Origin of the sequence: Photobacterium sp. 53610 (assembly GCF_036409375.1) — a bacterium.
Lineage (GTDB): Bacteria > Pseudomonadota > Gammaproteobacteria > Enterobacterales > Vibrionaceae > Photobacterium.
This window is the reverse complement of record NZ_JAXOFS010000015.1, coordinates 23,690-38,841: the sequence shown is the minus strand read 5'-3', so window position 1 is coordinate 38,841 and position 15,152 is coordinate 23,690. Positions and strand designations below refer to the sequence as shown.

Sequence of the window (15,152 nt, the reverse complement as noted above, 5' to 3'; positions counted from 1 at the left end):
CCGGGGTGCCCAAGGCTTAATGTTAAGTCGGCTGTTATGCAGTCAAGGGTCGGTAGCATGGGATATGTGGACGCCTAACCCCAATTGAGGAATATTCAATGGCAACTGTATCAATGCGCGACATGCTGAAGGCTGGTGTTCACTTTGGTCACCAAACCCGTTACTGGAACCCGAAGATGAAGCCATTCATCTTCGGTGCTCGTAACCGTGTGCACATCATCAACCTTGAGAAAACTGTACCAATGTTCAACGAAGCGCTGGCTGAGATCAACAAGATCGCTGCTCGCAAGGGTAAAATCCTGTTCGTTGGTACTAAGCGTGCAGCCAGCGAATCTATCAAAGAAGCTGCTATCAGCTGTGACCAGTACTATGTGAACAACCGCTGGTTGGGCGGTATGCTGACTAACTGGAAAACTGTTCGCCAGTCAATCAAGCGTCTGAAAGACCTGGAGACTCAGTCTACTGACGGTACTTTCGACAAGCTGACTAAGAAAGAAGCGCTGATGCGTACTCGTGAAATGGAAAAACTGGAGAAATCTCTGGGCGGTATCAAGAACATGGGCGGTCTGCCAGACGCTATGTTCGTTATCGATGCTGATCACGAGCACATCGCTATCAAAGAAGCGAACAACCTGGGTATCCCAGTATTCTCTATCGTAGATACTAACTCTAACCCAGACGGCGTTGATTACGTTATCCCAGGTAACGATGACGCAATCCGTGCTATCCAGCTGTACACAGGCGCTGTAGCGACAACCGTTACTGAAGCTCGTAACCAGGACATCGTTGCCCAGGCTGAGCAAGACGGTTTCGTAGAAGCTGAGTAATCAGTCGCTCCTTTGAGCATCTTAAGTTACCTTGTGTAAACTAAGTATGGTTAACAGGGGCCGCTCTCAGGCCCCTGATTTTTACACCAAGATTTAAAAACTGAGGATATAACAATGGCAACAGTTACAGCTGCCCTGGTTAAAGAACTGCGTGAGCGTACTGGCGCAGGCATGATGGAATGTAAAAAAGCTCTGGTTGAAGCCAATGCAGACATCGAGCTGGCCATCGAGAACATGCGTAAGAGCGGTGCTGCTAAAGCGGCTAAGAAAGCAGGTAACATCGCTGCTGAAGGTTCTATCATCATCAAGAACAATGACAGCGTAGCTGCTCTGGTCGAAGTAAACTGCCAGACTGACTTCGTTGCTAAAGACGGTAACTTCCTGGCTTTTGCAAACGAAGTTGCTGATGCTGCACTGGCAAGCAAAGCTGACGTTGAAGCTCTGCAAGCACAGTTCGAAGAGAAGCGTGTTGCACTGGTTGCGAAAATCGGTGAGAACATCTCTATCCGTCGCGTTGCTTACATCGAAGGCGAGAAAGTTGCTTCTTACCGTCACGGTGACCGCATCGGTGTTGTTGTTGCAGGTAACGGCGAAGACGAAACCCTGAAGCACATTGCAATGCACGTTGCTGCTTCACGTCCAGAGTACGTGAACCCAGAAGACGTACCAGCTGAAGTTGTTGCGAAAGAGCGTGAAGTTCAGGTTGAAATCGCAATGAACGAAGGCAAGCCTCAAGAAATCGCTGAGAAGATGGTTGAAGGCCGCATGAAGAAGTTCACTGGCGAAGTGTCTCTGACTGGTCAGCCTTTCATCATGGAACCTAAGAAATCTGTTGGTGATGTTCTGAAAGAAAGCGGTGCTTCTGTTTCTAACTTCATCCGCCTGGAAGTTGGTGAAGGTATCGAGAAAGCCGAAGGCCTGAGCTTTGCAGAAGAAGTAGCTCTGGCGCAGAAAGGTTAATCCTTCGCGAATTGCTCATTCGAAGACCGTGGCCAAGGCTACGGTCTTTTTACAACTCCATATCTCTATAGTAAGCCTGGAAGGTACAATAAATGACCACAAATCCTAAACCGACTTATCAACGGATCCTGCTGAAACTGAGCGGTGAAGCGCTGCAGGGCGACGAAGGTTTTGGTATTGATGCACATGTTCTGGACCGCATGGCTCAGGAAATCAAAGAACTGGTAGAGCTGGGCGTACAAGTGGGTCTGGTTATCGGTGGTGGTAATCTGTTCCGTGGTGCAGGTCTGGCTGCTGCGGGTATGAACCGAGTTGTGGGCGATCACATGGGTATGCTGGCAACCGTGATGAATGGCCTGGCCATGCGTGACGCACTGCACCGTGCCTATGTGAACGCGAAAGTAATGTCAGCCATTCCGCTGAATGGTGTGTGTGACAGTTATAATTGGGCGGAAGCCATCAGTCAGCTTCGTCAGGGCCGTGTGGTTATTTTCTCTGCCGGTACAGGGAATCCTTTCTTTACAACAGACTCCGCTGCGTGTCTGCGTGGTATTGAAATTGAAGCCGATGTTGTGCTGAAAGCCACAAAAGTAGACGGTGTTTACAGCGAAGATCCAGTTAAAAACCCAGAAGCTGTTCTATATGATAAGCTAGGTTATCAGGACGTTCTGGAAAAAGAACTGAAAGTCATGGATCTCGCAGCATTCACGCTGGCACGTGATCACGGCATGCCAATTCGTGTGTTTAACATGAATAAGCCGGGAGCACTGCGCAAAGTGGTCATGGGTGAAGCTGAAGGTACCTTGATCGCCAATGGCGACTAAGGACGCAAGATATTGATAGGGTGGGGGACTGCCTCCCTCACTGAGACCGACTATTCAAGGGTACAAACGTGATTAACGAAATTAAAACTGATGCGCAAACGCGCATGGAAAAAAGTGTTGAAGCACTGAAAACTCAACTGGCAAAAGTGCGTACTGGTCGTGCACACCCAAGTTTGCTGGACGGCATCCAGGTTGAATACTACGGCTCCAATACGCCGTTGCGTCAAGTTGCAAACGTCATCGCTGAAGATGCGCGTACCCTGGCGATTACTGTTTTTGACAAAGAGCTGACGCCTAAAATTGAAAAAGCCATCATGATGTCTGATTTGGGTCTGAACCCTTCATCTGCTGGCACCGTGATTCGCGTACCACTGCCGCCACTGACGGAAGAACGTCGTAAAGATCTGGTGAAGATCGTTCGTGCGGAAGCAGAACAAGGCCGTGTTGCAGTACGTAATATCCGCCGTGATGCGAATGCAGATGTGAAAGCGCTGCTGAAAGATAAAGAAATTTCTGAAGACGACGATCGTCGTGCTCAGGACGATATCCAGAAGCTGACCGATGCTGCTGTTAAGAAAATCGATGCCATTCTGGAAGCGAAAGAAAAAGAGTTGATGGAAGTATAAGGATTTCCTGACTTCGGTTCGACTTTAGCTTGATAAGCTCTGAAGCGCTGTGCGTGCAGCACGGCGCTTTTTTGTTGAGGGAAATGTATGGCAGAGCCTACAACCAACACTGAATGGTATGCTCAGAAGCTGCCCAAGCACGTAGCCATCATCATGGATGGGAACGGCCGCTGGGCAAAAGCGAAGGGCAAAGCGCGAGTGTTTGGCCATAAAGCCGGTGTGGAAGCCGTACGAAAAACTGTCTCTGTTGCGAGCCGCCTTGGGATTCAGGTAATCACACTGTTTGCATTCAGCAGTGAGAACTGGCGTCGCCCGGAAGACGAAGTGTCTCTGTTGATGGAGCTATTTCTGACTGTCTTAGGTCGGGAAGTAAAGCGCCTGCACAAAAATAACATCCGCCTGAAAATTATCGGCGATATCAGCCGTTTCAGTCAGCGCCTGCAAGATAAAATTGCGGCGGCAGAAACACTGACGGCTAACAATACCGGAATGGTTTTGAACGTGGCTGCCAATTATGGTGGACAATGGGATATCATTCAGGCAACGCAGGCACTTGCGCGTGAAGTTGCTGAACAGGGGTTAGCCCCGGAAGATATTACCGAAGCGATGCTGGCCGAACGTTTGACGACCCACGGGCTTCCTGATGTTGATCTGCTCATTCGCACCAGTGGCGAATGTCGGATCAGTAATTTCATGCTCTGGCAGACCGCCTATGCGGAACTGTATTTCACCCCACAGTTCTGGCCGGATTTTGATGAAGATACATTCTCTGATGCCATTGCCTGGTTTATGAACCGGGAACGTCGTTTTGGCTGTACGGGTGAACAAATAAAAATGCTACTAAATAGCCAGTAGCAGCACCAGAGGCAGTGGAAACTGGAATCCCGCTGCCATTCTGGTAACAAGCACGTAGCTTGTTGAATTGCGACCGAGCAAGATATTGCTGAGAAGCGACAAAGATAAATTATAACGAGAGGAACAAGCTTGCTTAAGCAACGAATTTTGACTGCATTGGTTCTGGCCCCTGTTGTGATTGCCGGGATCTTCCTGCTCCCTTTTTCGGGATTTATGTTTGCACTGGCCGGAATTACCCTGGCTGGATTCTGGGAATGGACCCAGTTTGTAAATACCCGCTCCCGCCTGTTAGCCATGGTGCCGCCAGTACTGGTTCTTCTGGCATCTTTTCTGGCGTTGCCGACGGATGCGATCGCTTTGGGCGAGTTGCACACCGCTCACCACACAATGCTGGGTCTGGGAGGCGCCTGGTGGTTGTTTGCCTGCCTGCTGGTGGTCACTTATCCGGATAAATCCGGCTTCTGGACCCGCTCGACTTTGCTTCGTTACTGTTTTGGTCTGCTGACGCTGATTCCTTTCTTTTGGGGCGTAGTGATGCTTCGTGCCGTCAATTATGCAGAGTCTCCGTTTTATGGCGCCAAGTTGGTGATGCTGGTCTGTCTGCTGGTCTGGGCCGCTGACAGCGGGGCTTATTTTGCCGGTAAACGTTTTGGACGTCATAAAATGGCGCCGAAGGTCAGCCCGAATAAAACACTGGAAGGTCTGGCGGGTGGTGTGGTCCTGGCTGTTGTTGTGGCCTGGGGCGCAGCTGCGGTTTTTGGTATTCCATTCAGCCACAGCGGAGCGCTGCTGGCGACCGTAGTGCTGACCGTCATTGCCTCGGTTTTTGGCGACCTGGTCGAAAGTATGCTCAAACGAGTGTCGGGAATTAAAGACAGCGGACAGATCTTACCGGGACATGGTGGTATCCTTGACCGAATAGATAGTCTGACTGCGGCACTGCCTGTATTTGCATTGCTCTATCTCTGGCTGATTTAATGCCTGATTCGGGGGAAGCGGGTAACCACTTCCCCCGTTTTGATTTTAAGGCCGGAGAGCGGCGTGTGAGCTGGTCGGTGGCATATCGGCTATAAGTCGTCTGTATTTATTAAGTAGTGAAGATATGCGTAAATTAACCATCCTTGGCGCAACCGGTTCGATTGGTACCAGTACACTGGGAGTCGCGGCTGCGAACCCGGACCGTTTTGAAGTGGTTGCACTGGCTGCCGGAACGGACAGCCGAAAAATGTTTGAACTCTGCTGCCAGTGGAAACCGAAATATGCAGCCATGGCGTGTGAGCAGGCTGCCAGAGATCTGGCGCAGCAACTGTCAGCGCAGGGGATCAATACCCGGGTCCTCTCCGGTGAAGCCGGGATGTGTGAAGTGGCGGCACTGGATGAAGTCGATACGGTCATGGCGGCGATTGTTGGTGCTGCCGGTCTGTTGCCGACCATGGCAGCGGTGAAAGCCGGAAAACGAATTCTGCTTGCAAATAAAGAAGCACTGGTGATGTCCGGACAGATGTTCATCGATGCCGTGACGAAATACGGGGCAGAATTATTACCCATTGATAGTGAACATAATGCTATTTTTCAGTGTCTACCTGTACAAGTGCAGCAAAACCCGGGACGATGCGATCTCGCTGAGGCCGGGATCAGCAAGATTTTACTGACAGGTTCCGGCGGCCCCTTCCGTTACACGGATGTGCGTGAGCTGGATGTGGTGACACCAGAAATGGCAATTGCCCACCCGAACTGGTCGATGGGGCCAAAGATTTCTGTGGATTCGGCCACTATGATGAATAAGGGGCTGGAGTACATTGAAGCACACTGGCTGTTTAATGCTTCAAGAGAACAGCTTGAAGTCCTGATTCATCCTCAGTCGGTGATTCATTCGATGGTACAGTACAGAGACGGCTCGGTACTGGCGCAGCTGGGACTGCCGGATATGCAGACCCCGATTGCATTTGCGATGGCTTATCCGGAAAGGGTTGATGCCGGGGTGAAACCGCTCGATTTTACAAAGATTGGCGAGTTTACGTTTATGGCACCGGACATGTCGCGTTATCCGTGTCTGCAACTGGCGATTGACGCGTGTTACAGTGGACAGGCTGCGACAACGACACTGAACGCCGCCAATGAAGTAGCCGTGGCTGCTTTTCTTGCCGGTTCGATACGGTTTACCGATATCGCGCGTGTCAATCAGCAGGTACTGGAACGGGCTGATTTCAGTGAGCCTCGTAGTCTGGATTGTGTCTTAGCTTTGGATGCAACAGCCCGACAGCTTGCGCAGCAAGTGATTCATAAGGTGACTAAATGATTGGTATTTTGTGGAACTTGGGAGCCTTTCTCGTTGCGTTAGGCATTCTGATTGCCGTACACGAGTACGGACACTTCTGGGTTGCACGTCGTTGCGGGGTGTATGTCGAACGCTTCTCGATCGGATTCGGTAAGCCATTGTGGCGCCGGGTCGATAAGCAGGGCACTGAATACACTCTGGCGATGATCCCGCTGGGGGGCTACGTCAAGATGCTCGACGAGCGGGTTGAAGCCGTTTCTGAAGAGCGTCGTCATCAGGCCTTCAATAATAAAGCGCTCTGGCAACGCAGTGCCATTGTGGCTGCAGGTCCGCTTGCAAACTTTGTGTTTGCCATTTTTGCCTACTGGGTGGTGTATCTGATAGGTGTGCCAGCCGTCAAACCTGTCATTGGTGACGTTGCGCCTCAGTCCATCGCTGCGCAGGCGGGGATTGAAAGCGGGATGGAACTTAAGTCTGTTTCCGGTATCAAAACTCCGGATTGGGAATCGGTCAATATGGCAATGATCAGCCATATTGGTGATGACGAGATGACCCTGACCGTCGTTCCGCCGGATGAAAATTATGAAGAAACGCTTCGCTTGGATTTGCGTGAGTGGTCTTTTGATCCGGAGAAGGAACTCATACTGACAACGCTGGGGATCACGCCTTTTTCACCACCGATTACGCTGGAAATTGGTCAGCTGGTGGATCAGGGCGCGGCACAGCAAGCCGGTTTTCAGGTCGGTGATGTGATTGTCGCGATCAATAATCAGCCCATAACAAACTGGAATCAGGTTGTCGATGCTATCCGATCGAACCCGGAGACAGTGCTGGATATTCAGCTGCGTCGTAACGGAGAGCTGATTCATGCACCACTGACCCCCCGGACCAAAGAGCTGTCCAGCGGAGAGCTGGTTGGTTATGCTGGTTTTGCCCCGGTCGTTGAAGCATGGCCGGCTGAGCAACGTTTTCAGTTAAAGTATGGGCCACTGGATGCGATCGGTGCGGCAACGGAGAAAACCTGGCAACTGGTGACGCTTACCTTTGATATGGTGGCGAAACTCCTGACCGGTGACGTAGCACTGAAAAACTTAAGCGGTCCGATTTCCATCGCCAAAGGCGCCGGAACAACCGCCGACTATGGCATTGTGTACTTTTTAGGGTTTCTGGCCTTAATCAGTGTCAACCTGGGTATTGTGAACCTGTTGCCTCTGCCGGTACTGGATGGTGGTCATCTGCTCTTTTTTGCCATTGAAGCAGTGACGCGACGTCCGGTCTCAGAGCGCATTCAGGAGATTGGTTACCGGCTTGGCTCAGCGATTTTGGTCGTTTTGATGGCTGTGGCGCTCATAAATGACTTTACACGCCTTTAATAAGTGCGTTTTTAGCAAGGAATAATCAGAACAGTAATGGCGATGAAGAAACTGTTAGTCGCGTCCCTCTTGCTTGGAAGCAGTGTGGTACATGCGGAAGAATTTGTGGTGGACGATATCCGCTTTGAGGGGCTGCAGCGCGTGGCTCTGGGTGCGGCGTTACTGAAGACGCCGGTCAGAGTCGGCGACACGGTAGACGAGCGTGATGTCGCGGATATGATTCAGGCGCTTTTTGCATCCGGTAACTTCGAGGACATTCAGGTCTACCGGGATAACAATGCTCTGGTCGTGAAGGTTGTCGAACGTCCAACCATTGCCAGTATTACTTTCTCGGGCAATAAGGCGATCAAGGATGAACAGCTTCAGGAAAATCTGAATGCTTCGAAAATCCGGGTCGGTGAAGCGCTGGACCGGACAACCCTGAGCAAGATCGAAAAAGGTCTGGAAGATTTCTATTACAGCGTGGGTAAATACAATGCCAGCGTGAAGGCGGTTGTGACGCCTTTGCCGCGGAATCGTGCTGATCTGAAATTTGTGTTTACTGAAGGCGTTTCTGCCAAAATTCAGCAAATCAACTTTATCGGAAACCGTGTTTTTTCGGATGAAGAGCTGCGAGATAAATTTAACCTTCAGGCGGATGTGCCCTGGTGGAACTTCCTGGCAGATGAAAAATATCAGAAACAGGTTCTGGCCGGTGACCTGGAGACACTGCGCTCTCAGTACCTGAACAATGGTTATCTGAAATACAAGCTGCAATCGACCCATGTTTCCATTTCGCCAGATAAGAAAGGCGTCTATATCACACTGAATATTGACGAAGGCCAGCAATATAAAGTGAAAGGTGTGAAGTTCCGCGGAAACCTGGTCGGGGAACCCGGCGAGCTGGCCGGTCTGATCACTTTCAAAGACGGCGATATTTATAACGGCGCCCAGGTGACGGCTCTTGAAGAGTCAATTAAACGTCGTTTGGGTGAGCTGGGCTACGCCTATCCTCAGGTGAAGACGATTCCTGAATTTGATGATGAAAATCAGCAGGTGTCGCTCTTAGTCAATGTAGAACCGGGCAAACGTATTTACGTACGTAATATTGCTTTCTCCGGAAATACCTCAACCAAAGATGAAGTTCTTCGCCGTGAAATGCGTCAGATGGAAGGCAGCTGGCTGAATTCCAAGTCTGTCGAACGCGGGAAAGAGCGTCTGAGCCGGACGGGTTTCTTTGAAACCGTGGATGTTCAGACGGTGCGCGTGCCTGGTACGGATGATCAGGTTGATGTGAATTACAAGGTTAAGGAAGCCAACGCCGGTAATATCAACTTTGGTGTGGGCTATGGTACCGAGTCTGGTGTGTCTTTCCAGGCCGGGATCCAGCAGGATAACTTTCTGGGAACCGGGAATCGTTTCGGCATCAGCGCGATGATGAACGATTACCAGAAAAACGTCAGCATGGAGTACCGGGATCCGTACTTCACGCTGGATGGGATCAGTCTGGGCGGAAAGATCTATTACAACGAGTTTGAAGCCTCTGATGCCAACATCTCGGACTATACCAACCAAAGTTATGGCGCCAGCCTGACCTGGGGTTTCCCGTATGATGAATTGAATTTCTTTGAATTCGGCGTCGGCTACGATCACAACAAGATCTCAAATACTGAAGAGTATTATCAGATCGAAAAATTCAAGCGTATTCACGACTTCGATCAGGCCAATACTTCGATCGAGCTGGATGATTTTGACTGGTCTGTCTCCTGGACACGAAACAACCTTAACCGTGGTTTCTTCCCGACAGCCGGTAACCATCAGCGCGCGACTTTCCGGATGACAGTACCGGGTTCTGATGCCCAGTATTTCAAGGCGCAGTATGATGTTCGTCAATACTATCCTCTGACTGAGAAGCAAGACTTTACCTTGTTGCTTCGCGGCCGACTGGGCTATGGTAATGGTTACGGCACCACAGAAAATGGCAGCGATCAGTTGTTGCCATTCTATGAAAACTTCTACGCGGGTGGTTTCTCAACCCTGCGTGGTTTCCGTTCGAATACCGTGGGTCCGAAAGCGGTGTATGTCGGCGGCTGTGATACCGGGAGTGGAATTGGCGGAAACAACAGCTGTGCGACGGGCTCGGATGATGCCGCCGGTGGTAACGCTGTGGCGCTGGCGAGTATGGAGCTGATTGTTCCGACACCATTTGCATCGGATGAAGTCAGGAATCAGATCCGGACCAGTTTATTCATTGATGCCGGTAACGTGTGGGACACCGAATATGATCTGACCGATGAGGACGGCGCATATCTGTACGATTATTCCGATCCATTCCTGATCCGTGCCTCATATGGTGCTGCTCTGCAGTGGATGTCGCCGATGGGACCTCTGGTCTTCTCTGTCGCGAAACCAATTAAGAAATACGATGGCGATGATGAGGAATTCTTCACCTTCACCATTGGACGCACATTCTAACCCTTTAAGGAGAGAGCCTTTGAAACAGTGGATTAAAGCAGCCAGCCTCAGCCTGGCCGTCTTGTCATCTTCAATGTATGCCCAAGCTGCGGTTGCCGCAGAGAAGGTGGGCTATGTCGCCACGAATCAGGCTATGGCACAACTGGTACAGCGTTACAATGTGAAAGACAAACTGCGAAACGAATTTCAGGGTCGGGTGACTGAGTTGCGCACACTGGAAACCAACATCAAAACCAAGCTGGAAAAACTGAAGCGTGATGGTCAGTTGATGAGTGCCAGTGACAAGTCTAAGTTGCAGTCAGAGCTGCAAACGCTGGACGGACAGTTTAAGCAAAAAGCACGGGCACTGCAGGAAGATCAGGCGCGTCGCGGCGCTGAAGAACAGCAGAAGCTGGCGATGAAGCTGCGTACAGCCATTCAGGATGTGGCCAAACGTGAAGGTTACGACATGGTTGTCGACGGTCAGGCCGTCCTGTTTGCGAACCCGAAAGATGATCTGTCTGCAAAAGTATTGTCAGCGGTGAAGTAACCGTCTGAAAATCGGCGGCCATGTATCGCAACGTCAGCAGGCATGAGGGGCTTGCTGGCGTGTCAGCTGGTAGGGTCTGCCGTAATGAAAAATGACAGTATTATGTGAACATTGTTCAAATTGTAGACGTTCCTGCGCATATCCTTTGCATTGTCTCGCCGACCACAGATAATAATGCGCAGTGCGATAAAAACGATGAAATATTAAGGTAACAAATGGCTGCATTGACGCTTGCTGCATTAGCAGAGAAATTAGGTGCGGAGCTGCGTGGTGACGCAGCTGCCGAAGTCACAGCAATCGCAGGACTGGGTCAGGCCGGTCCCGGCCAGATCACTTTCCTTTCCAGCAGTAAATATCGCCAGCATCTGAACGAATGCCAGGCGACTGCGGTGATTTTAAAAGATGTTGACGCTGAATTTTTCAACGGCAACACTCTGATTGTCAAAGATCCTTATCTGGCGTATGCCAAAGTCGCGCAAATGCTGGACAGCACACCGGCCAGCGCGACTGAAATTGCGCCATCTGCTTATATCGCACCGGATGCTGTTCTGGGAGAGGGCGTTACGGTTGGCCACAATGCTGTCATTGAATCCGGCGTGGTACTCGGTGATAACGTCCAGATTGGTCCCGGAAGCTTCGTTGGCAAAAATGCCCGCATTGGTCAGGGGACGAAGCTGTGGGCGAACGTCAGCATCTACCACAATGTGGTGATGGGTGACCATTGTCTGGTGCAGTCGGGCGCAGTGATTGGCTCGGATGGCTTTGGCTATGCCAACGATAAGGGACGCTGGGAAAAAATTCCTCAGTTGGGCTCTGTCCGTATTGGCGACCGGGTCGAGATCGGTGCATGTACTACGATTGATCGTGGTGCGCTGGAAGATACCATTATTGCGGACGGTGTCATTATTGATAACCAGTGCCAGATTGCCCATAACGTCTCTATTGGCGAGAATACCGCTGTTGCTGGTGCAACTGTGATGGCAGGCAGCCTGAAAGTGGGTAAACACTGCTTTATCGGCGGCGCCAGTGTGTTCAACGGCCATATGGAAATTACTGATGGTGTGACCGTGACGGGCATGGCCATGGTGATGCGACCGATTACTGAACCAGGGGTTTATTCATCGGGAATTCCGCTTCAGACGAACCGGGAATGGCGCAAGACTGCGGCACGGGTTCTGAAAATTGAAGAAATGAATAAGCGCCTGAAATCTGTTGAGAAAAAACTCGAAGAAGACGCTCAGTAACCCAATTTTTCTTTCTGCGCCGCGAGCTGGCCTGCGTTATTGAATTACGTAGGCCGTTTTATATTTTATCCGGCGCTTGATTAACTTTTTAGACAGGAATGCAGTTTTGACTAGCGAGAACAAAACGCTGAATATCACCGAAATCCAAGAACTTCTACCACACCGTTACCCATTCCTGATGGTTGACAAAGTGGTGAACTACGAAGAAGGCAAGACCCTGACGGCGATTAAAAATGTGTCCGTCAATGAGCCGCAGTTTACCGGCCACTTCCCGAAAATGCCGGTATTTCCGGGCGTACTGATCCTGGAAGCGATGGCGCAGGCAACAGGTCTGCTGGCGTTTAAAACCTTCGGCGCACCTGCTGAAAACGAACTGTATTACTTTGCCAGCATCGACAATGCCAAATTCCGTAAGCCGGTCGGCCCTGGTGATCAGCTGGTGATCGAAGTGGAATTTCTGAAAGAACGCCGTGGCATCGCTATGTTTAATGGTGTGGCGAAAGTAGACGGCGATGTCGTTTGTTCTGCTGAGCTGAAATGCGCAAGACGAGAGTTTTCATGATTCACGAAACAGCACAGATCCATCCATCGGCGGTGATCGAAGATGGTGTGAAAATCGGTGCCAACGTTACCGTAGGCCCATTTACCTACATCGCGAAAGATGTAGAAATCGGCGACGGCAACGAAATCATGTCGCATGTTGTGATTAAAGGCCCGACGACCATCGGCAAGGATAACCGAATTTTTCCTTATGCCATCATTGGTGAAGAGTGTCAGGACAAGAAATACAACGGTGAACCGACCCGCGTAGAAATCGGCGACCGCAATGTAATTCGCGAAAGTGTGCAAATCCACCGTGGGACAGTGCAGGACAAAGGCGTGACCATTGTCGGCAATGATAACCTGCTGTGTGTGAATGCTCACGTTGCGCATGATGTTGTGATTGGTGACCACACCCACATTGGCAACAACTCAATTTTGGGTGGTCACGTGACTGTCGGCGATTACGCTGGCGTGATGGCACTGTCGGCGATTCATCCGTTCTGTACTGTGGGCGCTTACAGTTATGTCGGTGGCTGTTCTGCAGTGGTGCAGGATGTTCCGCCATACGTTCTGGCTCAGGGAAACCACGCGACGCCATTTGGTCTGAATATTGTCGGCTTGCAGCGAAATGGTTTTGAAAAGCCTGAACTGCATGCGCTTCGTCGTGCTTATAAAGAGATTTACCGTTCGGGTAAAACGCAGGCCGAAGTGAAGCCGGTGCTGGAAGAAATGGCGAAAGACTGGCCTTCTGTCGGCCTGTTCCTCGACATGCTGAATAACACCTCGCGTGGAATTATTCGCTGATATGACGAAACCACTTCGTATAGGAATAGTCGCCGGAGAGATCTCCGGCGATATTTTAGGGGCCGGTTTTATCGAGGCGGTCAGAGCGCGCTATCCTGATGCTGAGTTTGTCGGCGTCGCGGGGCCGCGTATGCAGGCCTTAGGCTGTGAAGCCTTGTTTGATATGGAAGAACTGGCTGTTATGGGCATCGTCGAAGTGATCGGCCGACTGCCTCGCCTGTTTCATATTAAAGCTGAGCTGGTGAAATACTTCACCGACAATCCGCCGGATGTTTTCGTGGGGATCGATGCCCCGGACTTTAACCTGCGACTTGAAAAAGATCTCAAGCAGCAGGGCATCAAAACCGTCCACTACGTCAGTCCCTCTGTCTGGGCCTGGCGCCAAAAGCGTATCTTTAAGATTGAAGCGGCAACCCATCTGGTCCTGGCCTTCCTGCCGTTTGAAAAAGCGTTTTACGACCAATATAACGTGCCCTGTGAGTTTGTCGGCCATACCATGGCCGATGCGATTCCACTGGAAACGGACAAAGTTGCCGCCCGGCAAAAACTGGGACTGGATCCGGAGAAACGCTGGTTGTCCGTGCTGCCTGGCAGCCGGGGCGGCGAGATGAGCTTATTGGCTGAGCCTTTCATTCAGACCTGTCAGATCCTGAAAGCAAAGTATCCTGAGCTGGAATTTGTTGTGGCTCTGGTGAATCAGAAACGCAGAGAACAGTTTGAGCAGGCCTGGAAAGCCACAGCGCCTGAACTGGATTTTGTGCTGGTGGATGATACGGCCCGGGATGTGATGACAGCTTCGGATGCGGTCCTGCTGGCGTCGGGCACGGTCGCGCTGGAATGTATGCTGGTGAAGCGGCCGATGGTGGTTGGCTATAAAGTGAAGCCTCTGACGGCCTGGCTTGCCAAGCGGATGCTGAAAACCAAGTATGTTTCTTTACCGAATATCCTTGCGGATCGTGAGCTGGTGCCTGAACTGCTGCAGGAAGACTGCGTGCCGGAAAAACTGGCCGCTGCGGTCGAGCAAAGCCTGGCTGCTGAGAATGCCGCACTGATGGCTGAATTTACCCGTCTGCATCAGTTGATCCGTTGTGACGCCGATAAGCAGGCCGCCAATGCGGTGCTGACGCTGATCGGCAAATAAGTTAAACCATGGCCGGTTCTGTAGACCGGCCAGAGTGAACCAATCATGCAATACGAACCTTTTATTTACCCTGATGCTCCATTGATTGCCGGTGTCGATGAAGTCGGTCGCGGCCCTCTGGTCGGTGCGGTTGTTACCGCCGCGGTGATTCTCGATCCGGCCAATCCCATTGAAGGGCTGACGGACTCCAAAAAGCTCAGCGAGAAAAAACGCCTGGCTTTGTTTGATGAAATCAAAGAAAAAGCACTGAGCTGGTCACTGGGCCGCTGCGAGCCGTCAGAGATCGATGAGCTCAATATTCTGCAGGCGACGATGGTTGCCATGCAGCGTGCGGTCGCCGGACTGTCTGTTGAGCCTGGCTTTGTCCTGATTGACGGGAACAAGGTCCCGCAGCTGCCAATGCCGGCTCAGGCTGTGGTAAAAGGTGACTTGCGGGTGGCCGAAATCAGCGCTGCGTCGATTCTGGCTAAAGTGACCCGCGATCAGGAAATGGTCGAGCTGGATGCCCGCTACCCGGCTTATGGCTTCGCTCAGCACAAAGGCTATCCGACGAAAGCGCACTTTGCTGCGCTGGAGGCGTTCGGTGCGATTGATGAGCACCGGAAAAGTTTTAAGCCAGTTCGAGAGCGAATTGCCCAAAATTTGAAGTAACAGTTTCCCGGTACTTGCGTTGCCGGGAAATCATTTTAGACTC

At 51.1% G+C, this 15,152-nt stretch carries 15 protein-coding genes; all 15 read left to right on the top strand.

The window, feature by feature from the left end:
* Nucleotides 1-98: 98 nt before the first annotated feature.
* Nucleotides 99-827: a 30S ribosomal protein S2 gene (rpsB, locus tag SPK40_RS20920; protein WP_248144138.1), complete on the top strand. Its 729-nt coding sequence runs from the start codon at nucleotides 99-101 to the stop codon at nucleotides 825-827.
* Nucleotides 828-941: 114 nt separating this feature from the next.
* Nucleotides 942-1,787 carry a translation elongation factor Ts gene (tsf, locus tag SPK40_RS20915; RefSeq protein ID WP_248144139.1) on the top strand — a complete coding sequence of 282 codons (846 nt, stop codon included), beginning with the start codon at nucleotides 942-944 and terminating at the stop codon, nucleotides 1,785-1,787.
* A gap of 92 nt (nucleotides 1,788-1,879) precedes the next feature.
* On the top strand, nucleotides 1,880-2,611 hold the full coding sequence (pyrH, locus tag SPK40_RS20910) for a UMP kinase (protein ID WP_036755939.1): 732 nt from the start codon (nucleotides 1,880-1,882) through the stop codon (nucleotides 2,609-2,611).
* Between the two features lie 68 nt (nucleotides 2,612-2,679).
* Entirely contained in the window at nucleotides 2,680-3,237 is a 558-nt protein-coding gene (gene frr / locus SPK40_RS20905) for a ribosome recycling factor (protein ID WP_248144140.1), read from the top strand.
* Between the two features lie 87 nt (nucleotides 3,238-3,324).
* Entirely contained in the window at nucleotides 3,325-4,092 is a 768-nt protein-coding gene (locus SPK40_RS20900; protein WP_248144141.1) for an isoprenyl transferase, read from the top strand.
* Nucleotides 4,093-4,221: 129 nt separating this feature from the next.
* Nucleotides 4,222-5,070, top strand: coding sequence for a phosphatidate cytidylyltransferase (locus SPK40_RS20895; protein ID WP_248144142.1), 849 nt, complete (start codon nucleotides 4,222-4,224; stop codon nucleotides 5,068-5,070).
* A gap of 124 nt (nucleotides 5,071-5,194) precedes the next feature.
* A complete protein-coding gene (gene ispC, locus SPK40_RS20890; RefSeq protein ID WP_330961771.1) occupies nucleotides 5,195-6,391 on the top strand; it encodes a 1-deoxy-D-xylulose-5-phosphate reductoisomerase in 1,197 nt (398 codons plus the stop codon).
* On the top strand, nucleotides 6,388-7,743 hold the full coding sequence (gene rseP, locus SPK40_RS20885) for a sigma E protease regulator RseP (RefSeq protein WP_330961770.1): 1,356 nt from the start codon (nucleotides 6,388-6,390) through the stop codon (nucleotides 7,741-7,743). Before ispC ends, rseP begins: the two co-directional genes overlap by 4 nt.
* Nucleotides 7,744-7,779: 36 nt before the next feature.
* Nucleotides 7,780-10,197 (top strand): outer membrane protein assembly factor BamA, encoded by a 2,418-nt coding sequence (gene bamA, locus SPK40_RS20880; protein WP_248144146.1) that lies wholly within the window; start codon nucleotides 7,780-7,782, stop codon nucleotides 10,195-10,197.
* 19 nt (nucleotides 10,198-10,216) lie between these two features.
* On the top strand, nucleotides 10,217-10,726 hold the full coding sequence (locus SPK40_RS20875; protein WP_248144148.1) for an OmpH family outer membrane protein: 510 nt from the start codon (nucleotides 10,217-10,219) through the stop codon (nucleotides 10,724-10,726).
* Between the two features lie 215 nt (nucleotides 10,727-10,941).
* Nucleotides 10,942-11,970: a UDP-3-O-(3-hydroxymyristoyl)glucosamine N-acyltransferase gene (gene lpxD, locus SPK40_RS20870; protein WP_330961769.1), complete on the top strand. Its 1,029-nt coding sequence runs from the start codon at nucleotides 10,942-10,944 to the stop codon at nucleotides 11,968-11,970.
* A gap of 106 nt (nucleotides 11,971-12,076) precedes the next feature.
* Complete coding sequence (gene fabZ, locus SPK40_RS20865; protein WP_248144151.1) at nucleotides 12,077-12,532, top strand: 3-hydroxyacyl-ACP dehydratase FabZ; 456 nt, start codon at nucleotides 12,077-12,079, stop codon at nucleotides 12,530-12,532.
* Nucleotides 12,529-13,317 (top strand): acyl-ACP--UDP-N-acetylglucosamine O-acyltransferase, encoded by a 789-nt coding sequence (lpxA, locus tag SPK40_RS20860; protein WP_330961768.1) that lies wholly within the window; start codon nucleotides 12,529-12,531, stop codon nucleotides 13,315-13,317. The genes fabZ and lpxA overlap by 4 nt, the downstream gene beginning before the upstream one ends.
* A gap of 1 nt (nucleotide 13,318) precedes the next feature.
* Nucleotides 13,319-14,458 (top strand): lipid-A-disaccharide synthase, encoded by a 1,140-nt coding sequence (lpxB, locus tag SPK40_RS20855; protein ID WP_248144153.1) that lies wholly within the window; start codon nucleotides 13,319-13,321, stop codon nucleotides 14,456-14,458.
* Between the two features lie 45 nt (nucleotides 14,459-14,503).
* Complete coding sequence (gene rnhB, locus SPK40_RS20850) at nucleotides 14,504-15,109, top strand: ribonuclease HII (protein WP_330961767.1); 606 nt, start codon at nucleotides 14,504-14,506, stop codon at nucleotides 15,107-15,109.
* Nucleotides 15,110-15,152 lie beyond the last annotated feature (43 nt).